Raw genomic sequence first — 19,709 nt, forward strand, 5'->3', positions numbered from 1 at the left:
GTGATGATGGACCGGTGACGCTGCGCATCGACATCACCGGCCTGCCTCCCGAGCGGCTGCTCTTCACCATCTCCCCGCTGGCCGAGCTGACGGCGATGCTGCACGTACTGGCCGCTCCGGAGCACCATCCGGGCCTCGCGGACTGGGCCGCGGGCGTGCGGGCCGGGCTGCCGCACGAGCTGGCGGAGCGCCTGCACGAGGCCGACTTCCTCTGGGGCTCCTCCCGCGCCGACTTCCTGCTCCCCGCCCGGCCCCGTACATCCCTCGCCGACGAGCTGGACGACGTGGACCGGATCGACGACGAGACGTACGTGACCTCGGCGCTCGTCACCACCTGCGGCAGCAACCGCGTCTTCTTCACCGGACCGTCCCCACTGGCCGACACGGCCGCGCGCGACCGCGCCCTGGGTCAGGCTCAGGCCCGCGGTCTCCTGCAGGAGGCCTTCGCGGAGCGGCTGCTCGCCGACCCGTCCACGGTACGGACACGCGTGCGCGAGACACTCGAGCAGTGCGCCGATGCCTTCTTCGAAGAAGCCTGGCCGGACGTCCGGCCGCGGCTGGTGGCCGACGCACGGGTGAAGAAGGATCTCGTCCGGCACCAGGGACTCGGCACGGCGCTCTCGTCGGTGTCCACCGCCCTCTCACTCGCTCCGGACGGCGGCCGCATCCTGCTCGACAAGCTGCAGGACAACGCCACCAGCGCTCGCGATTCCGGGGTCACCTTCATCCCCAGTGCCTTCGGCCGCCCGCATCTCGTCACCGTCCACGCGCCAGGCTGGCAGCCCGTGGTGCAGTACCCCCTCGCCGAGCCCGGCGCGGGTGAGCCGGTGCCCCTGGAGAGACTGGAGGCGCGGCTGGAGGCACTCGCGCATCCGGTGCGCCTACGACTGGTCAGGACCCTGGCCCGCGGCCCCCAGACCACCGGCGAGCTGGCCCACGCCTGGGCGCTGACGCCGCCGGAGGTCTCGCGCCACCTCGCCGTCCTACGACGCGCCGGACTCCTCACCGCTCACCGCCGCGGCCGTTACGTCCACTACGCCCTGGACCGCTCCGTGGTGGCGGCCCTGGGCACCGACCTGCTCTCCGCCGTCCTGCGCTGAGCCCGTGAGCGGCTGCAGCGGCTCAGCGGCACCACCAGCGGCCAGATCTACTTCTCCAGCTGATCCGGACCCGGCGGGAGGCCGACGACTCCCTCCCGCCGGTCCCTCGCTCCTCAGGCGAGACGGTGGATGTCGCCGTACGCGCGGTAGAAACCGCCGCGACCCGCCTCGCGCACCTCGCTGACGACGTACCGGGCACCGTGCTCGCGGATCCCCTTCGGGAACTGGACCCGCCAGCTCCGGTCGTATCCGGGAGAGAGCACACGGACCCGAAGGTGGCCGTGCTCCTCGAAGCACTCCACGACGACGCCCCCGTTGCTGTCGGCGACGACGTCGACGGTGGTCGACGGGGTGACCGTCTCGACGGCGGCCGGCGCCTTGACATCCACGACGTCGGGGACCGAGCCCTGCTCCGCCGACCTGATGGCCTCCTCGCTCGCGTCGACGCAGGCCAGTGAGCCGTTCGTGGTGACGATGTACAGGCGCTGATCGTGGTACTGCATGGAGTAGGCGGCGCCGCAGCCGGTGCCGAGCTTCCACAGACGGGTGCCCGCCTCGTCGAAGCAGTAGATCGAAGCCTGGTTGTCCCCCGCGAAGACGTACCGGCCGTCCTCCGCGGTCGCGCAGGAGAAGACCGGTGCGTCGCAGTGATAGGTCCGCTCGCGGCCGCCGTCCTTGCGGAGCCGCACCACCGTACGCGTCGCGGTCCCCGCATAGACCGTCGACCGCTCCTGCCAGCCGAAGAGCACCGACCCGGTGGACTGGTGCCACAGCTCCTCGCCGGTGCGCCAGTCATAGCTGGTCACGCCCCCGCTGTGACCGTGGTGGACGGCGGCGTCGTCACAGCGCACCATCCAGCCCGCCGTTCCGCGGCCCTGCCTGCGCCACAGGAACTCGTCCTCGTGGTCGATCGCGACGACGCCACCGCCGGAGTCGGACACGCCGAGGACGCCGTCGTGAATGTCGAGCCAGTAGATGTCGATGGCCGGGGAGATCTGGTAGGCCAGCCTGGGCACCTTCCCGGACAGGTCGTAGACGTTGCCGTCGTCGCAGCCCGCGTAGAGCCAGGCGTCGTCGGCCACCATGCACTTCACGCCGTCGGGCAGCCGTACCTGCTGCACCACCTGGGCGTCATGCGTCAGCGAGGTGATCAGACCGGCCTCGTTGCCCACCATGCAGACCCGGTCGTCGATGAAGATCCCGAATGCGGCGGAGCCCGAGTCGTAACGCCACAGGACCGGCGCCCGCCGCGTCGCCGCGCGACTGATGGGGGCGGATGCGCCATCGACGTGGGCGCTCATGGCCTGGCGACGGGAGAAGCCCCGCTTCTTCCGGGCTCCGCGCACGGCGGGGGCGTAGCCCTTACGGACCTTTTCCCCGATCTTCTTCGCGGCCATCTCCTTCGCGCGCACCTCGTCCGGGAATGTGCTGGTCTTGCGCTGCCCGGCGTCACCGATCCGGCCGTACCGGATGGTCATCGTCGTGCCGTCGACCGTGACCTCATAGAACTTGTGTGCTCCCCCGCCCTCTTCGGAGAGTTCGAGGTAGGTGGTCTCTGCGGTCGTTTCCACGGACATCGGGCCTTCCAACGAGGACTCGGGACACGAAAGCGAAAAGGCGGATGAACGTCACCTTCCGCGTCGACACCCCGAACCGTACGAGCCCGGTACGACAATCAGCGTCGCTCCTTCTTTCACCGACTCCCGCCGGTGCGCTGATGCGGGCTTGTGCTCAGGCCGGCTCCTAGAGGGCGTAGACCTGCCCGGTCTGGGCGCCCTCGACGGACCGGATGTACGCCTGAGCCACGTCGGCGAGATCCACCGACGCCATGCCCGGGAAGTAGTCGCCGTAGTCGGCGAGGCTCTCGGTGAAGACCGTGGGACTGACCGCGTTGACGCGCTGCGGGGCGATCTCGATGGCGGCGGCGCGCACGAACGCCTCCACCGCGCCGTTGGCCATGGAGGCCGCGCTTCCGGTGGGGATCGGCTCGCGGGCCAGCACGCCCGTGATCAGAGTGAAGGAGCCGCGCGGCGCGATGCGCGGGACGCCTTGACGGACCAGGTCGATCTGGCCGAGCACCTTGCCGCGGAAAGCGGCCAGGTAGTCGTCGGGCTCCATCGCGATCACCGGCTTGTACGGCACGTCACCGGCGGCGCTGACCACCGCGTCGACCGGGCCGGCCCGGTCGTACAGTTCGGTGACCTGTGCGGGGTCGGTGACGTCGTAGCGCAGGTCACCGCCGCTGCGTCCCACGGTCAGGATCTCGTGTCCGCGGTCGGCCAGGGCCTTGTGCACGGCCGTGCCGAGCGTGCCGGTGGCGCCGATGAGGAGGATCTTCATGGTCGGAACGCTATGTCCGGCCGGTGGCGGGAGGGAAATGCCTTCCGGGGAGCATTTATGCTCCGTGGTCATGAATGTGGAGCTGCGGCACCTGCGGGCGCTGGCCGCGATCGGCGACGAGGGCACCATCACCGGTGCCGCGGCCGTGCTGCACATCAGCCAGCCCGCGCTTTCGCGCACCCTGGAGCAACTGGAGAGCCGTCTCGGCGTACGCCTGGTGGACCGCACCACCCGCAGTCTCGCCCTCACCGAGGCCGGTCGGCGGCTGTACGAGCGAGCCCACCGGATCCTCCATCAGCTGGAGGACGCGCTGACGGAGGCCGCGACGGGGACGCGGCCGCTGCGGATCGGTTTCCCCTGGGCCGCGCTCGGCGCGCGTACCGTGCCGCTGCTGCGCGGTTGGCGCGAGGAACACCCCGGCACCCCGCTCGAAGTCCACCGCTGTGACGACCCGGAGGCCGCGCTGCGCCGCGGGGAGATCGATGCGGCGCTTCTGCGCACCGCGCCCGTCCCGGACGCCGGGCTGGAGGTCCGGTCGCTGTACCGGGAGCGGCGCCTGGCCGCCGTACCCGAAGACGACCCTCTCGCCCGGCACCCGTCCGTACGCCTGACCGATCTCGCCGACCGGGCGGTGGTGCTCTGCGCCACCGCCGCGACCACGACCGGACTCTGGCCCGAGGGGCGGCGCCCCCGCACGTTCGAGGTGGCCAACGTGGACGAATGGCTCACCGTGATCGCCACGGGGGACGCGATCGGCGTCACCGCCGAAGCCACCGCCCACAGCCACCCGCACCCCGGCGTCCGCTATCTGCCTCTCTCCGACGCACCCCCGGTGGTGGTCCGCCTGGCCTGGCCGCGTACGCCCGCGCATCCGGCGACCCTCGCCCTCCTCGACCATCTACGGCGCATGGCCGGCGCCGAGGAGGCGGGGTCATAGCCGCCTCCTCGGAACGCGGACGCGCCGCTCACAGGGTGCGGCTGGTGGAGGTCTGGTAGACGCCCTGGGCCGGGAAGACGACCTTGAAGTAGTACTTCTTTCCCTTGGCCGCGGACACGGTGAAGGACCCGTTCTTGCCGAGGGTCGCCGTCCGGTAGTAGTGCCAGGTCTTGGAACCGTGCGCCCGGTAGTACAGGCGGACCTTCAGGCCGTGCAGGGTCGAGAAGGAGACCTGCCCGCTGTGCCAGTCGGTGACCCGGCCTTCGACGGTGCTCTTGGACGACGTGCGGTGGATGGAGGCGGAGGCGAAGTGCGTCTGGGCCGAGCACGGCACTGGCGGCCGCGAGCAGCGCCTCCGCGCACAGCACCACGAGCGTCGCGTCAGGAGGCCCTCCCACCGGCCCGCCTCATGGGGGTCACCACGCGACGAACGGTCAGGGTTGGTGGTCGTCGTGGAGGTCGGGGGCGGGCTGGTCCTGGGTGGCGACCCAGGTGGCCAGGAGGCGGAGGTTGTCGGCGCTCGGGGTGCCGGGCGCGGCGGTGTAGATGATCAGGGTGAGGCCCGGGTCGGAGGTCAGGGTCATGGCCTCGAAGTGGAGTTCGAGGTCACCGACGGCCGGGTGGTGCATCCTCTTCACGCCGGTGCGGTGGTGGCGGACGTTGTGGTCGGCCCAGCGGCGGCGGAAGACCTCGCTGCGGGTGGACAGCTCTCCGATGAGGTCGGTGAGGGCCTTGTCGTAGGGGTTGCGTCCGGCCGCCGCGCGGAGGAACGCGGCGATGTCGTCGGCGGCCTTGTCCCAGTCGGGGAAGAACTCGCGGGCGGTGGGGTCCAGGTAGATGAAGCGGGCGGTGTTGGCCGGGCGCCGGGGGTCGGCCAGGACCGGGGCGTACAGGGCGCGGGCCAGGCGGTTGGTGGCCACCAGGTCGTGACGGTCGTCGCGGATCCAGGCGGGAGCGTCGATGGCGTCCAGCATGTGCTGGAGGGCGGGCCGCAGCCGCCGCGCGGGCGCCTTGCGGCGGGCGGCGGAGGGCGCGGAGGCGCGCCGGGCCAGGTCGAACAGGTGCTCGCGTTCGGAGTCGTCGAGGTGCAGGGCGCGGGCGACGCCGTCCAGGACGCCGTCGGAGGCGCCGGACAGGTTGCCGCGTTCCAGCCGTACGTAGTAGTCGACCGAGACGCCCGCCAGCATCGCGACCTCCTCGCGGCGCAGCCCCTTGACCCGGCGGTTGCCGCCGTAGGCCGGCAGGCCCGCCTGCTCGGGGGTGATGCGGGCCCGGCGGGAGGCGAGGAAGTCCTGGATCTCGGCGCGGTCGTCCATGGACTCCACGGTATGCGGGGGCGAGACGGTGAAGCAGGTACTGGGATTACCTGGAACGACAGACACTGCCGCCACCGATCGGAAGACCGTTTCCTGGGGAAGGTCTACTTCCCCCGATCACGACAGACAGGAGCTGCCCATGCGCGGCACGATCATTCACGGCCCCCGCGACATCCGCTTCGAGGAGCGCGCCGACCCGGTGATCGTCGACCCGACCGACGCCATCGTCCGTACCGTCGCGACCTGTGTGTGCGGCTCGGACCTGTGGCGCTACCGCGGCGTCCAGGAGGTGCCGCAGCCCACGCCCATCGGCCATGAGTACGTCGGCGTCGTGGAGGAGGTCGGCTCGGCGGTGACGTCGGTACGGCCCGGCCAGTTCGTCGTCGGCGGGTTCCTCACCAGCGACGGCACCTGCCCGATCTGCCGGGCCGGGGCGCACGCGAACTGTCAGCGCGGCACCGGCTACGACGGCTGCCAGGCCGAGCTCATCCGCGTCCAGAACGCCGACGGCACCCTGCTCGCAACTCCGGAGCAGCCGGCGGACGATCTCGTGCCCGGCCTCCTGACCCTCTCCGACGTCATGTGCACGGGCTGGCACGCCGCGGTCTGCGCGGACGTGCGGCCCGGCGGCACCGTGGTCGTGGTCGGCGACGGCGCGGTCGGCCTCTGCGGTGTCCTCGCGGCGTCCGAGCTCGACGCCGAGCGGGTCATCGTGATGAGCCGCCACCCGGACCGGCAGGCGGTCGCCCGCGAGTTCGGAGCCACGGACGTCGTCGCCGAGCGCGGTGACGCCGGTGTCGAAGCGGTCATGGAGCTCACCGGCGGCGTCGGCGCCGACTCCGTCCTCGAGTGCGTTGGCACCCAGGACTCCGTGGTGCAGGCGCTCCGCTCGGCCCGCCCCGGCGGCATGGTCGGCTGGGTCGGCGTCCCCCATGTCACCGACCTCCCGCAGGAGCACATGTTCTGGAAGAACGTCGGCCTGCGCGGCGGTCCCGCCCCGGTGCGGGCCTACCTGCCGGACCTGCTCGAGCGGGTCTGGGAGCGCCGCATCGAACCGGGGAAGGTCTTCGACCTCACCCTGCCGCTGGAGAAGGTGGCCGAGGCGTACGCCGCGATGGACGAGCGCCGAGCCATCAAGGCCCTGCTGCAGCCCTGAGATCCGCGGGCGTCCGCTCAGGTCATCGAGGTGACGGTCCAGGGCGCTCGCGCCGCTCGGCGGCGGACGCCCGTCCCAGGCGGGCGAAGGCGCGGGACAGGGTCGTCAGGTAGGTGACCTCGTTCCGCAGCAGGGGCGCGGTCGGCACCGTCGCGATGTCCTCCGTGAGGACCGCCCCCGTCGTCGTGGCGGGGAGGTCCTCGCCGGTGTGCTCCGGGAGCACGCCGTCGGCGCCCGCCGCCGTCGCCCGGCTGCGCAGGGCGGTCGCGATGAGGCGCGCCTGGATCGCCGCCTCGGCCGCCGCGGACGTCCGTCCTCCGGCCTCGATCGCATGGGCGCTCTGCTGCCTGAGCCGCGGATCCGCGTAGCGTTCCAGGAAGACCAGACCGTCCCGGATCTCGATGATGCGCCGGTAGAGCCGGTGCTCGACGTTGTGCAGCGCGGGCTGCTGCCGCTTGAGCTCGGGCATCTGCGCGGTCAGCGCGCGCCAGAGCGGGCGCAGGCGCGCCAGCGTCCACAGTTGCGCGGCGGTACGCCAGGGCCTGGTCGCCCAGGGCCCCCATCCGCTGATGGTCGACCCGGCCAGGATCAGCGCCACCGCGACGACTCCCAGCAGCGACGGCGCCGCGCTCCCGCTGCCCGGCGGCATCGGCAGGGACCAGAAGCGTATGAGGACGGTGACGACCGCGTACGCGACGTAGGCCAGCCCGCAGAAGTTGCCGAGCACCAGGAGACGCATGCCCAGCCGGAGGTACGGCTGCCGGGTGTGGCCGACGCACCGCCGGCCCAGGCGGAGCATGTCGATCAGCATGGCGGCGTCGTACGCGAGATAGGCCAGGAAGAATCCGGCGATGCCGGGCCTGTTCCCGTACATCGCGATGAAATGGAAGTGGCTGTCGTCCAGGGAGCCGTCCCCGAGGAGTGAGACTCCCATGACGACGATGACGACGCCCGCCGTCGTGACGCGCGCCCGGATCCTGGGCGGCGGAGCGCCGGGGCGCCCGGTCACGTAGGTGACCAGGATCCAGTAGGCGCACGTGGCCACGGTGAGGAGGCTGAAGGCGAGCCAGCGGCCCAGGCCGGGCACGTCGGCGACCCGGTCGATGACGGGCCGGACCCGCTGCGACATCGCCACGACCCCCAGGCTGAGAGCCGCGAGGTAGACGCCGTTGACGAGGCGCTGGGGCGACCGGCGGTTCCGGACGAGGTTGCGGAACGTGCACAGGGCCATGCCCCAGATGACGGCGACGGCCACCCAGTAGGGGAGTTCGCTCATCTAGGCATCCCCCGGGGTCCCCCAGACACGCTCGATGTTGCGGAGGACCGCGGCGATCTCACCGGGTGGCTCCGGGGCCTGCGGCAGCGCGTCGACCTCGGAGGTGAAGACCCGGGGCGCCAGCACGAGATCGGCGAACGTCTCCGCCTCGTTCTCCGCACGTGTGGCGTGCGCGATCCGGCCGAACACCCGGTCGACCACGCTCGGGTCCAGGTTCGGCGCGAGGAGGCGGGCGAGGTCGCTCGCCTCCAACCCGCCCTCCTGGTGGTCGAACGCGAGGTGACCCAGCTCGTGCAGCACGATGTGGCACTGGTGCAGAGGCGAGGTGGAGCGTGTGTATAACACGTAGTCGGTCGGTCCCGCGCTTATCGACAGACCGCACAGGGCCTGGGGGGTCGAGGGCAGAGGAATCAGCTGGATGGGGCGTCCGCGATGCCGCCCCAATTGCTCCGTGAGAGCGGCGATACTGAAAGGAGTCGGTATCACGCCCGCGGCTTCCAGTTCCCTGATCAGCTCACTGCATCGTTGACGGATGTCACGGCCGGCCCTTGACCGCTGACGTCTTCCCACCACCGGACCTCTCAAGCCACTGATCATCGGCCTTTTGCCAGCACTTGTCCGCTGACTGATCGAGTCAGGATCATCATAGCCTTGACTCAGGTTCTGAGTAAGGACGCTTTTTATGAACGTTGAAGGAACAACTATTCAGAACGTCGCAACGGGGCCTGGTGTTCTACAGAGCGGATCCGTAGAGAAACGGCATGTAGCTACGGTTCTCTAGAAACCACCAAGCAGTCGGAATAAGCCACAAACAGCCCGCTAACTACCCTTAGCACCCGCCGAGTCGCACCGCGTGGATACGTCCACACGGGGGACGCTACGCCCCTCCTTCTCCCTGGCCGTCACCCCGGTCGCCGTCGCGATCGGCGGGCCGCGGGCCGGCGGCATCGCGCGCGGGGCGAGGCCGGCCGTGGCTGGCCTCCAGGGCCGCGGTGCTCTGGATGACCTGGGCCACCACCTGCACGGCCTCCGGGGACAGGCCGGCCAGGGCCCGCAGGTGGGCCCGGCGGATCCCCGAGTCGCGCAGGAGCGCGAGCGTCTCCAGCTCGTCGCCGACGGCCTGGGAGACCTCGTCGTCGAAGAAGTAACCCGGATCGACACCGAAAAACGCCGCGAGTCCCTCGATGACCCGTTTGGTGGGGTTATCGGCCTTACCCGTGCGCAGCTTCCACAGAGTGGTCGGATTGACACGCTCACCCGTGCGCGCGGCGATCCCATCGGCGACCTCTTTATAGGAGTACGGGCCGCGTCCAGCCGGATACAGGGTGTTGAACAGGTGATCGATTTTGGCGGCGAGGTCGACGGAGCCCCGCTCCGTCGCACCATCCCCGGCGGATCCGCCGTTACGGGTCACAGTCCCCTCCTTCCGGGATCCCTACGGTGAGCGACCACGACAAGCCGATATGTGCGGATAAATCTACGGGCCATCTCGGCCAACCGAAAACTGTTGACACAGCTTGATCCGCTTTCTACTCTCACAGCAACTGGGGGCGTTGCTCTTAATCAACGACTATGGGTGACGGAGCGACGCGAAGCAACAAGGGGCGGCGATGGCTAGCGGCCGAAGTCTGCAAGAACTCCGTCAAGTCCCGTGTCCTACGGCGCTGGCCTGCGCGGGCGGTGGCACACCCGCACTCCGGTCGCCGGGCACGCTCGGGGGCGTGAGGACCGGCGAGAGCACCGGGGAGAGGCGCCCACCGGACCCCGCGCCGGCGGAACGACGACCCGCGGTAGCGGGCGGCGACCGTTCGCCGGTGGCCGAGTTCGGCCCGCCATAAAACACGCTCGTCCGCCGGTTCGACCCCTTCGCACGACACCACGACCGCGGGCCGCCGTCCCGTTGACCGCCCGACCGACGCGCATCGGGCGAGCACGAGGTGACGCTTCATGTCCGCCGTGTCATAGGAACGCGCCAAAAGGCGGCGTTCTCTTCACACCCCCGCCATGACGTGGCCGCCGAGTCACTTTGACATGCGCTCGGCCGCCCGTAGTTCCCTTGGAAGGGAAACTGACATGGAGTTCCGCATCCTCGGGCCCATCCGAGTGACCGACGGCGACCACGAGGAGGCGTTGCGCGGCGCGAAGCAGCGGACCGTGCTCGCCACGCTCCTGCTGGCCGGCGGCCGGGTCGTGTCGGACGAGCAGCTCACCGAGCGGCTCTGGGACTGGCACCGGCCGGCCACCGCGAGCGCGCAGATCTACACCTACGTCTCGCGCCTCCGCAAGCTCTTAAGAGGTGAGCTGGTCATCAACCGGCTGACCACGGGCTACCAGATGAACATCGACGACCTGGACTGCGACCACGTCCGGTTCGAGGAGCTCTCGCAGGCGGGCGCGGAGGCCCTCCGGGACGGCCGGTACACCGAGGCCGCCGCCGTCCTGCGGCGAGCACTGGGGTTGTGGCGCGGCCGCGCCCTCGAAGACGCCACGGCCCGCCTCATCGAGATGGAGGGCCCCCGGCTCCAGGAGGCCCGGATGACCGCCCTGGAGGCGCGGATCGAGGCCGACCTGGCCCTGGGACGCCACCGGCAGCTCACCGCGGAGCTGACCGGGCTGGTCGCCTCGAACCCGCTGCGCGAACGCCTCAGGGCCCAGCTGATGACGGCCCTGTACCGCTGTGACCGGCAGGCGGAGGCGGTCGCGGCGTACCACGAGGGCCGCACGTTGCTGGTCGAGGAGCTCGGCGTCGACCCCGGACGGGAGCTGACGGAGACCTACCAGCAGTTGCTGACCGGCGCGCTGGCCCTGCCGAGGGCCGGGGCCTGGTCGGGCGTCACCCCCGCGATGCTCCCCCGCGACCTCGGGGACTTCACCGGACGCGAGCCGGAACGGGCCTCGATCGCGGCCTGGCTCCGCGCGAAGTCCCCGGAACCGATCGTGATCACCGGCATGCCCGGCATCGGCAAGACGATGCTGGCCGTCCACGCCGCCCACGCGGACGCGACGAGCTTCCCCGACGGCCACCTGTTCGCCGAGCTGCACTCGCCGGCCGATCAGCCCCGCCGTCTCGAGGAGGTGCTCGGCGGATTCCTCGTCGCCCTGGGCACCCCGCCGCAGATGCTGCCCACCGGGCTGGACTGGCGGATCCAGCTCTATCGCAGCCTGCTGGCCACCAAGCGAATGCTGATCGTCCTCGACGACGCCGAGACGCTGGAGCAGGTCCAGCCGTTCCTGCCGACCAGTGGCCCCAGTGCCGCGATCATCACCACGCAGACGCCCGCGGCGGCGCCGCCCGGGTCCCGCGTGCTCAACCTGGATCCGCTGACGCCGCAGCAGGCGCGCGAACTGCTCGGCGCCATCGTGGGCGAACGGCGGCTCCAGGCCGAACAGCAGGCCACCGGCGAGGTCCTCCGCTACTGCGGCGGCATGCCCATGGCCCTTCGAATAGCCGGAGCGCGGCTGGTCGCCAATCCGGGCTGGCGGGTGGCCGACCTGGCCGACCGTCTCCATCCGGTGGACCGCCGCATGGACGAACTGCACGCCGGGGACCTGGACCTACGCCAGCGTCTTCAGCGCGGCTACTCGCGTCTGGACGTCGCGCACCAGGCCGTCATGCGCCGGCTCGGCCAGAGCGGGACCACCGTCCGCGACGAGTACATCGCGGTGGACGTCGCACAGATCCTCGACGAACTGACCGAACGCGGCCTGCTGAACGCCGCCGGGCCCCGGTACCGGATGCACGAGCTGATGTACCTCTGGGCCAACGGCCTGGGCGACCCCGTCGGAGAGCTCTCGTCCTGAGAATCCCCGGCGGGGCCGCCCGCCGTCCCCTTCCGGCCGGTCCGCCGAGGACCGGCCGGGAGGGGACTCGGCGCGCGCCCGCGGGCGCCCGCCGTCACCGCCCGGAGAGGGCCTCCGCGAAGGGGGCCGGCTCGGCCAGCACCTGCCGCAGGGTGCCCGACGTCACCAGCTCCGCGACCCGTGCCACGTCGCCCCGCAGCGGCCGGTCGCCGTCGATGTGCGGAGACACCTCGCGTACGAGCCCGCGGGCGGCGTGCACCGCCGGGTTGACGATCTCGTCACCGCGCAGGTCCGCGGCCTGCGACAGGGCCAGCAGGTGGATGGCGGCGACCTGCTGGGCCAGCGCGAGCACGGTGCGGGCGTCACGGGCGGCGATGGTGCCCATGCTCACCTTGTCCTGGTTGTGCGCCTCGGTGGAGCGCGAGAAGGACGTGGCCGGCATCGTGTTCTTCAGCGCCTCGGCGGCCAGCGACGAGGCCGCGATCTGCATTCCCTTGAAGCCGTGGTGCAGACCCGCCTCGTGGCTGTCGGGCGCGACCGCGGGGATGAGGTTCGGGGTCAGGCCGTTGTTGAACTTCTCGTCGACGACCAGCTCCAGCTGCCGGTCCAGCAGGTCGGCGACGCTGGCGACCGCGGTCTTGAGCGCGTCCATGGCCTGGCCGACGTGCCCGCCGTAGAAGTTGCCGCCGTTGCGGACCGCGCCCTCGGCGACGTCGAACAGCGGGTTGTCGTTCGAGGAGTTGACCTCCACCGTCACCCAGCGCGCGGCCCACTCGACGGTGTCGCGGAGCACCCCGATGACGTGGGGCGCGCACCGGATCGAGTAACGGTCCTGAATGGGGTCGTCGAGCTCGCGGAAGCCGTCCTCGGACATGTGCGCGGCCTCGGGCCCCTGGGCGTTGGCGCCGCCGAGCAACCGCCGGATCGTACGGGCGCTGGCGATCACGCCGTCGTGCGGCTTCTGCTCGAACAGGAACGCCGCGAAGTGACCGGGATTTCCGCGCAGGACCGACGACGCCATGGCCGTGCACAGGTCGGCGGCGTAGGCCAGCTCGGCCGCGCCGTGCAGCGCGAGGGCGGCGAAGCCGGACATGAACGAGGTGCCGTTGACCAGGCCCAGGCCCTCCTTCGCGCCGAGGGTGAGGACCTCGATCCCCACCTCGGCCAGCGCCTCGGCGGCCGGGCGCTCGACGCCGTGGTGCAGGACCGTGCCCTCGCCGGTGAGCAGCGCGGCGATGTAGCTGAGTGGCACCAGGTCACCGCTGGCGCCGACGGAGCCCTGCTCGGGAATGAGCGGCAGGATGTCGTGATTGAGGCACTCCAGCAGGTTCGCGGCGCACTGGGGCCGGACGCCGGAGTGGCCGCGCGCCAGGCAGTTCGCCCGTACGAGCATGGTCGCGCGGGCGACGTCCGGCGCGGCGTACGTGCCCACGCCGCACCCGAGGAAGCGGATCAGGTTCCGCTGCAGTTCCTCGACCTTGGCCGTGCCGATCTGCCGGGTGTTGCTGTCCCCGAACCCGGAGGTCACGCCGTAGATGGGGATGTCCGTCTCGATGAGCTTGGTCTTCAGCTCGTCGGACAGCTGCATCCGGCGAGCGGCCTCATCGGCCAGCTCCAGGTGAACCGTGCCGGGGTGCCGCGCCACCGCGACGATGTCCGCGAGGGTCAGGCTATGGCCGTCGATCAGCAGACTTGTCACTAGCTCCTACCTTTCTCCATGAGATTTCGCGTGCCGTTCCCGGATCCCCCGGTCACCAGCGCCCGGAGCGCAGCCCTGTCGATCTTTCCGCTGGCGTTGCGGGGCAGGGCTTCGAGATGGACGACCCCGGTCGGCAGCTTGAAGCGCGCCAGGCGCTCGGAGGTGAAGGCCCGGACGGCGTCGAGAGTGGGCGGCTCGCCCCCGTGGCACAGCACCGCCACCGGCGTCTGGCCCCACCGCGGATCGGGGACGCCGACCACGGCCACGTCCCGTACGCCGGGGAACTCGGCGAGCACCCGCTCGATCTCGGCCGGCGAGACGTTCTCACCGCCGCTGATGATCAGGTCCTTGAGCCGGTCGACGATGTAGCAGAGCCCCTGCTCGTCGAGGAATCCGAGGTCGCCGGTGGAGAACCAGCCGTCGGCGTCGATGGCCGCGGAGGTGGCCTCCGGGTCGTTCCAGTACCCGCGCATGACGTTCGGGCCGCGGACGCACAGCTCGCCGGGCACGCCCGGGTCGGTGACCGGCAGCCCGGTCCGCGGCGACAGCACGCGGACCTCGGAGTACGGCATCGCGAAGCCGGCCGAGGCCGGGTGGGTCCGGACCAGGTGGGGCGGCAGGTAGGTGGCGAACGGGGCGGTCTCGGTCAGGCCCCAGGCCTGTTGCAACGCCACGCCGTGCTCGGCGTACTCGGCGACGAGCGCCGGCGGCACCGGCGCGCCCGCCACGACCGCCGCGCGCAGCGAGGACAGGTCCGTACGCGCGAAGTCCTCCGACCGGAGCATCGCCGCGAACATGACCGGCACCATGAACGTGCTCGCGATCCGGTACCGCGCCACGTCCTGGAGGCATCGCTGCGGATCGAAGGCACGGCGGAGGACGACCGCGCCGCCGCGGGTCAGGGTGCCGAGCGTGAAGGCGTTCAGGCCGCCGATGTGGAAGAGCGGCGCCACGGCGAGGGTGGCCGCGCGCGGGCGGATGTCGATGGCGGCCTGCACGTTGACCTGGTTCCACCACAGGTTGCCGTAGGTGAGGATCACGCCCTTGGGCCGGCCGGTGGTGCCGGACGTGTACATCAGGAGGGCGACGTCGTCGGCGCCGACCGGCACCGGGTCCGCCGGGGCGGCCGGGTCGGTCAAGTCCGCCGGGGCGACCGGGTCCGCCGGGTTCCCGCCGATCGGCTGCCAGCGTCCGTCGCCGTCCTCGCCGTCCAGATAGAAGCGGCGTACGGGTACCGAGTCCGCGATGCCGTCGGCGAGTTCGCGGTGGCCGTCCTCGGCGACCACGCTGTGGCAGCCGGCGTTGCCGAGCACGTAGGCGACCTCGTCGGGCGCGAGCCGGAAGTTCACCGGGACGAAGACCGCTCCGAGATGGGCGGCGGCCAGGAGCGTCTCCAGGAACAGCGGGCTGTTCATGCCGAGGTAGGCGACACGGGAGCCGCGCCGCGCCCCGCCCGCGGCCAGGACCGCGGCCGTCCGACGGACGCGGCGGCTCAGCTCCGTGAACGTGAGGGTGCCGTCGTCATGGATGATGGCGGGATCCGATCCGGATATCCGCGCCCATCGATGGATCGCTGCCGCGGGATTGATCCAGGGCTGATTCACACCAGCAGGATCGTTGTTCGTTCTATATGTCCGCTATCTTCAAACTCATTCTATAAAACAGCTATATCTCACTAAATGTCCGCTATCTGGAGAAGTGCGCTGCTCCAGCTGAATCCGGCGCCGACGCCGAGCATCAGGACGTATTGTCCGTGCTTGAGCTGTCCGTTCTCGTGGAGATGGTTCAGCGCGGCGAGCTGGTCGGCCGGCCCCAGATGACCGGTGGATCGGGCGAAATCCCACGTCGTGCGCTCGATATCCCGGAGGCCGAGCGGAAACAGGCACTGCAGCATCGTGATCGTACGGCCGAAATGCGGGACGATCATGTGCTCGATCTCGTCGAGGGTGACCCCGGACTCGGCCAGGACCTGGCGGACCACGACGCGTGGGCCGGCGGACAGCCGCTTGAAGATCTCCTCCTTCGCCATCCCGCCGGCCTGGAACTCCTTCGCCCGCTCGCGCAGGTCGATCGGGAACTTCTTGTCCGGGTCGAACGGGCCGATCGGCGTGTCGCCCCGGTGCATCGCCTCCAGGGACGGGTCGCTGGTGCTCGCCGTGGCGACCAGGCGCGCGTACCCCTCCCCGGTCGACAGGACCGCGGCGGCGCAGCCGTCCCCGAACAGGAACCGCTCGGCCCGCCACCGGTCGAAGTACGGAGCGGGGAACAGGTCGCCCGCCGTGATGACCGCGGCGTTCGCCCCGGGCCGCGTCAGGAACGACGCGGCGAGTTCGAGGGCCGCCAGGCCGCCGTTGGAGCCGCCGCGCACCTCGACGGCGAGCCCACCGGTCATCCCCAGCTCGCGCTGGACGTACGCGGCGGCGTTCCAGCCGTCCACCCCCGCGCCGAAGGTGCCCGCGCACAGCAGCAGGTCGACGCCGTCCACGTCGAAGTCCGACCGGGACAGGGCGAGCCGCGCGGCACGGGACCACATGTCCGCGACGTTCTCGCCCGGGCCCGCGACGGTCACGGACGTGTAGTCCTGCCGCTCGGCGTCCTCGGGGTCGTAGGCCCCCGACGCCAGCGGCTCCTCGACGCCGACGGCCGGCGGAAGCCAGGACGCGGTCGCCGCGATGGAGAGGTCGTTCCAGATCACGCCGTTTCCCTCCTCGATCCCCTGCCCCGGGCAGGGCCTCGCCGGTCGACCGCGTCCGCCGCCTACCGTCTCGCCTACCGTCTTGCGTTGATGTCCTCGGCCGGGTTCCGGCGCAGCATCATCCGGGCCGGGACCAACGAGGCCACCAGGCCGAGGACGATCGCGCCGGCCAGGATCTCGGCGTACGTCCCCAGGACGACGCTCGGGGTTCCGGAGCCGACCATTCCGGCGTTGAACCCGGTCAACGTCAGCCAGGCGGCGCCGGTGCCGAGGACCGCGGCGACCACGATGATCAGCGACAGCTCCCACCGCAGGACGCCGAACACCTGCGGGCGGGTGGTCCCGACCAGGCGCATCAGCGCGAACTCACGGGTCCGGTCCCCCGTCGCCATGGCGAGGGTGTTGACGACCGCGATCGCGGCGAAGGCGATGATCAGCCCCATGAAGACCAGGTTGACCTCGGCGTTCGTCTGCTCCCGCGCGGCCTGGACCTTGTCGTAGCCGGACCGGTCCAGCACCTGGAGCCCCGGGAAGCCCTTCAGGTGCGAGCGGAGGTCGCGCACGCTCACCGACCCGTTGATCATCACCGTCTTGGCCAGCGGATCGTCCACGTGGCCGACGATGTCGTCGTGGGCCAGCAGCGTGTCGCCGAAGCCCAGGCCGCGGCTGTAGATCGCCACCAAGTGGAGCTGCGTCTTGACCCCGTCGCCGAGGGTGACCTGGACCGCGTCGCCGATGTGCCGCCCCTGGGCCGCGAGCTCGCTCATCGCGATCGTGCCGGGGGCGAGCCGGTCCAGCGATCCGGACGTCACGTCCGGATCCACCATCTGCGTCACGCCGGCGGAGGTCAGCCCCTGGGCCGAGCGCTTGTCCTTGCCGACCCAGATGATCGTCTGGAGGACCTCGGTGACCGCCTTCACCCCCGGCACCGCGCGCAGTTCCTGAGCCGCGGCGGCGGGAACGCCGGGACCGCTCGACCCGACCAGGTAGTCGGCCTTCACGCCGTCCTTGGTCTGGGCGCGGGCCCCGTCGTTCATCGTGACGGGGACGAACAGGATGGTCGTCAGCATGCCGATGAGCAGGGCCAGCGGTGTGATCACCGACGCCACCCGGCGGCTGTTGGCCTGGGAGTTCCGCGCCGCGAGGAAACCGCCGACCGGGAAGGCCCGCAGCAGCCCGCCCAGAACCACCACGGCGCCGCGGGTGATGAACGGGCCCCACAGCGCCACCGCGATCATCCACAGCAGGATGCTGAGGTACGTCACGGGCATGGCGGCCGGCTCCGTGTGCAGGAAGCTCAGCACGACCGTGATGATCACCGCGACCGCCGTGAAGACCAGGGCGGCCACCACCCGCCCGAAGCCCACGGTCCGGCGCTCGACGGCCGCCTCGGCCAGCGCCTCCGCCGGCTTGATCCGCGCGGTACGGCGCCCGGTCACCCGCGCGGCCACCCAGGCGGCGCCCACCGTCGCCACCAGCGCGGCGAGGACCGGCAGGGGGCCGCGGAACAGCCGCAGCGCGTCGGGGATGGCGCCCAGCGAGACGAACTTGGCGCGGATCGTGCTCGCCAGCGGAATGCCGAGCAGCGCGCCGGGGACCCCGGCGGTCAGGCCGAGCACCAGCGCCTCACGGCTGATCATCCGGCGCACCTGGCGCGGAGTCGCACCGACGGCGCGCAGGAGCGCGAGTTCGCGGTAGCGCTGCTGGATCGACAGGGCGAAGGTGCCGACCACCACGAGCACCGCCACGATCAGCGAGGTGCCGCCGATGGCGCCGCCCATGCTGGTCAGCTTGACCCGGGCCTTGGCGGCGTCGATGAACTCGACCTGGCCGCGGCCGTCCCCGGTCGCGACGACGGCGCCGGTGCCGGCGACCGCGTCCTTGACCTTCGCGCCGCTCACGCCGAACACCCCGTAGCCCGCGACCAGGCCGGGGTGGCCGGCGAGCCGCCGCGCCTCGGCCTCGTCGAAGAACATCGCGGACTGCTGCTTGACGTCGACGTCGGGTCGCGCGATGCCGACGACGCGGTAGGTCTTCGGCGACGACGTCGACTGGACGACCGTCTGGTCGCCGACCTTCAGCCCGGCCCGGTCGGCCAGCTTCTCGTCCAGCACCACGTCGCCGTCCTGCTGCGGCGCCGAGCCCGACCGCAGGCGGTACGGGGTCAGCGCCGCCGACGACCAGCCGTGGCCCCACGAGGGCCTGCCGTCCACGCCGGACAGCACCGAGCCGTCGTGCTCGACGACGTTCGCCGGGAAGGTCAGGTCGGCGACCACCTTGGCGCCCGGCAGGGCGGCGATCCGGTCGCCGACGGAGGTCGACAGCCAGGCGCGCTCGCTCAGCGCCTTCGACTTGGTCTTCCGCTTGACCTTGTGCTTCCCCTTCTTGTTCTTCTCCTTGACCTTGGTCCAGTGGATCTGCTGGTCGGCGGAGACGACGACCGGCGCCCCGGCGTACCGCTCGGCGGGGATGGACCCGTGGATGCCGGTCTCCAGCAGCACGCCGCACGCACAGACGATCATGGCCGCGCAGAACAGCGCGAGGAACCCGCCGACGGCGGACCCCTTGCGCTGCCGGAGCGTGGCCAACGCGAGTCGGAACATCAGGCCCACGCCCCCAGCCGGGTCATCCGGTCCGCGATCTGGTCGGCGGACAGGTTCGACGCGGCCTCCACGATGCCGCCGTCCGCCAGGAAGAGCACCGAGTCGGCATACGAGGCCGCCACCGGGTCGTGCGTGACCATCACCATGGTCTGGCCCATCGTGTCCACGGCCTGCCGCAGCAGCTTGAGGATCTCCCGTGCGGTGACGGTGTCCAGCGCGCCGGTGGGTTCGTCGGCGAACACCACCTCGGGCCGGGTGATCAGCGCCCGGGCGATGGCCACCCGCTGCTGCTGGCCGCCGGACAGTTGTGAGGGCAGGTGCCGGGCCCGCTCGGCGAGCCCGACCCGGGACAGGACCTCGGCGAGGTATGCCCGGTCGGCGCGGCGGCCGGCCAGCCGCAGCGGGAGGGTGACGTTCTGCCGTACGTCGAGCGCGGCGAGCAGGTTGAACGCCTGGAAGACGAACCCGATGCGCTCACGGCGGAGCTCGGTCAGCTCCGTCTCGGACAGCCTGGACAGGTCGGCGTCGATGTCACCGAGGTAGACCGACCCCGACGAGGGCCGGTCGAGCCCGGCGGCACAGTGCAGGAAGGTGCTCTTCCCCGATCCGGACGGCCCCATCACCGCGGTGAACGTCTGGGGGGGAATGGTGACGGAGACGTTGTTGATCGCGGTGACCGCCCCGGCGCCTTTGCCGTACGTCTTCGTCACCGATTCCAATCGAACGGCCGCCCTCGGAAGAGCCGGACCTCTGCGCGCCATTGACCTTGTTCCCTTTCGATTCTCG

At 71.2% G+C, this 19,709-nt stretch carries 16 protein-coding genes; 4 read left to right on the top strand and 12 right to left on the bottom strand.

What is annotated here, in order from left to right; translation table 11 throughout:
* Positions 1-14: 14 nt before the first annotated feature.
* Positions 15-1,100, top strand: coding sequence for a DUF5937 family protein (locus NE234_RS21040; RefSeq protein WP_252782179.1), 1,086 nt, complete (start codon positions 15-17; stop codon positions 1,098-1,100).
* Positions 1,101-1,213: 113 nt separating this feature from the next.
* On the opposite strand, the gene NE234_RS21045 is transcribed toward NE234_RS21040, so the two are convergent.
* Both NE234_RS21045 and NE234_RS21050 read right to left on the bottom strand, forming a co-directional pair.
* Positions 1,214-2,677: a WGR domain-containing protein gene (locus NE234_RS21045; RefSeq protein ID WP_406567038.1), complete on the bottom strand. Its 1,464-nt coding sequence runs from the start codon at positions 2,675-2,677 to the stop codon at positions 1,214-1,216.
* A 166-nt stretch (positions 2,678-2,843) separates the two neighbouring features.
* Positions 2,844-3,440, bottom strand: a complete 597-nt coding sequence (locus NE234_RS21050) for a short chain dehydrogenase (protein WP_252782181.1) — start codon at positions 3,438-3,440, stop codon at positions 2,844-2,846.
* A gap of 70 nt (positions 3,441-3,510) precedes the next feature.
* Between NE234_RS21050 and NE234_RS21055 the strand changes: the two genes are divergently transcribed.
* On the top strand, positions 3,511-4,377 hold the full coding sequence (locus tag NE234_RS21055) for a LysR family transcriptional regulator (RefSeq protein ID WP_252782182.1): 867 nt from the start codon (positions 3,511-3,513) through the stop codon (positions 4,375-4,377).
* A gap of 28 nt (positions 4,378-4,405) precedes the next feature.
* Here the strand turns inward: NE234_RS21055 and NE234_RS21060 are convergent, their stop codons facing one another.
* Together NE234_RS21060 and NE234_RS21065 are read right to left on the bottom strand one after the other, a co-directional pair.
* The gene (locus tag NE234_RS21060) at positions 4,406-4,711 is read right to left on the bottom strand and encodes a hypothetical protein (RefSeq protein WP_252782183.1); all 306 of its coding nucleotides are present in this window, start codon (positions 4,709-4,711) and stop codon (positions 4,406-4,408) included.
* Between the two features lie 100 nt (positions 4,712-4,811).
* Positions 4,812-5,693, bottom strand: a complete 882-nt coding sequence (locus NE234_RS21065) for a helix-turn-helix domain-containing protein (protein ID WP_252782184.1) — start codon at positions 5,691-5,693, stop codon at positions 4,812-4,814.
* A gap of 139 nt (positions 5,694-5,832) precedes the next feature.
* Here NE234_RS21065 and NE234_RS21070 point away from each other — a divergent pair, with 139 nt between their 5' ends.
* Positions 5,833-6,849, top strand: coding sequence for a zinc-dependent alcohol dehydrogenase family protein (locus NE234_RS21070; protein WP_252782185.1), 1,017 nt, complete (start codon positions 5,833-5,835; stop codon positions 6,847-6,849).
* A gap of 22 nt (positions 6,850-6,871) precedes the next feature.
* On the opposite strand, the gene NE234_RS21075 is transcribed toward NE234_RS21070, so the two are convergent.
* From NE234_RS21075 to NE234_RS21085, 3 genes are all read right to left on the bottom strand, one after another.
* Positions 6,872-8,125, bottom strand: a complete 1,254-nt coding sequence (locus NE234_RS21075) for an MAB_1171c family putative transporter (protein WP_252782186.1) — start codon at positions 8,123-8,125, stop codon at positions 6,872-6,874.
* Positions 8,126-8,425, bottom strand: a complete 300-nt coding sequence (locus NE234_RS21080) for a hypothetical protein (protein WP_252782187.1) — start codon at positions 8,423-8,425, stop codon at positions 8,126-8,128. It lies immediately after the preceding gene.
* Positions 8,426-9,002: 577 nt separating this feature from the next.
* Positions 9,003-9,539, bottom strand: coding sequence for a helix-turn-helix domain-containing protein (locus NE234_RS21085; protein ID WP_252782188.1), 537 nt, complete (start codon positions 9,537-9,539; stop codon positions 9,003-9,005).
* Between the two features lie 659 nt (positions 9,540-10,198).
* Here NE234_RS21085 and NE234_RS21090 point away from each other — a divergent pair.
* Positions 10,199-11,926 (top strand): AfsR/SARP family transcriptional regulator, encoded by a 1,728-nt coding sequence (locus NE234_RS21090; protein ID WP_252782189.1) that lies wholly within the window; start codon positions 10,199-10,201, stop codon positions 11,924-11,926.
* A gap of 94 nt (positions 11,927-12,020) precedes the next feature.
* On the opposite strand, the gene NE234_RS21095 is transcribed toward NE234_RS21090, so the two are convergent.
* From NE234_RS21095 to NE234_RS21115, 5 genes are all read right to left on the bottom strand, one after another.
* Positions 12,021-13,625, bottom strand: coding sequence for an HAL/PAL/TAL family ammonia-lyase (locus tag NE234_RS21095; RefSeq protein WP_252782190.1), 1,605 nt, complete (start codon positions 13,623-13,625; stop codon positions 12,021-12,023).
* The gene (locus tag NE234_RS21100; RefSeq protein ID WP_252782191.1) at positions 13,625-15,229 is read right to left on the bottom strand and encodes an acyl-CoA synthetase; all 1,605 of its coding nucleotides are present in this window, start codon (positions 15,227-15,229) and stop codon (positions 13,625-13,627) included. Before NE234_RS21100 ends, NE234_RS21095 begins: the two co-directional genes overlap by 1 nt.
* Positions 15,230-15,300: 71 nt before the next feature.
* Positions 15,301-16,320, bottom strand: a complete 1,020-nt coding sequence (locus NE234_RS21105; protein ID WP_252782192.1) for a ketoacyl-ACP synthase III family protein — start codon at positions 16,318-16,320, stop codon at positions 15,301-15,303.
* 74 nt (positions 16,321-16,394) lie between these two features.
* Positions 16,395-18,923 carry an FtsX-like permease family protein gene (locus tag NE234_RS21110; protein WP_252782402.1) on the bottom strand — a complete coding sequence of 843 codons (2,529 nt, stop codon included), beginning with the start codon at positions 18,921-18,923 and terminating at the stop codon, positions 16,395-16,397.
* Positions 18,923-19,684, bottom strand: coding sequence for an ABC transporter ATP-binding protein (locus NE234_RS21115; protein ID WP_252782193.1), 762 nt, complete (start codon positions 19,682-19,684; stop codon positions 18,923-18,925). Before NE234_RS21115 ends, NE234_RS21110 begins: the two co-directional genes overlap by 1 nt.
* Positions 19,685-19,709 lie beyond the last annotated feature (25 nt).

Source organism: Actinoallomurus rhizosphaericola (assembly GCF_024055675.1).
GTDB lineage: Bacteria > Actinomycetota > Actinomycetes > Streptosporangiales > Streptosporangiaceae > Actinoallomurus > Actinoallomurus soli.

Coding starts and splice junctions, on each gene's coding strand:
- NE234_RS21045 (WP_406567038.1), bottom strand. CDS start 2,677: ATGTCCGTGGAAACGACCGCAGAGACCACCTACCTCGAACTCTCCGAA.
- NE234_RS21050 (WP_252782181.1), bottom strand. CDS start 3,440: ATGAAGATCCTCCTCATCGGCGCCACCGGCACGCTCGGCACGGCCGTG.
- NE234_RS21110 (WP_252782402.1), bottom strand. CDS start 18,923: ATGTTCCGACTCGCGTTGGCCACGCTCCGGCAGCGCAAGGGGTCCGCC.
- NE234_RS21055 (WP_252782182.1), top strand. CDS start 3,511: ATGAATGTGGAGCTGCGGCACCTGCGGGCGCTGGCCGCGATCGGCGAC.
- NE234_RS21115 (WP_252782193.1), bottom strand. CDS start 19,684: ATGGCGCGCAGAGGTCCGGCTCTTCCGAGGGCGGCCGTTCGATTGGAA.
- NE234_RS21075 (WP_252782186.1), bottom strand. CDS start 8,125: ATGAGCGAACTCCCCTACTGGGTGGCCGTCGCCGTCATCTGGGGCATG.
- NE234_RS21090 (WP_252782189.1), top strand. CDS start 10,199: ATGGAGTTCCGCATCCTCGGGCCCATCCGAGTGACCGACGGCGACCAC.
- NE234_RS21070 (WP_252782185.1), top strand. CDS start 5,833: ATGCGCGGCACGATCATTCACGGCCCCCGCGACATCCGCTTCGAGGAG.
- NE234_RS21065 (WP_252782184.1), bottom strand. CDS start 5,693: ATGGACGACCGCGCCGAGATCCAGGACTTCCTCGCCTCCCGCCGGGCC.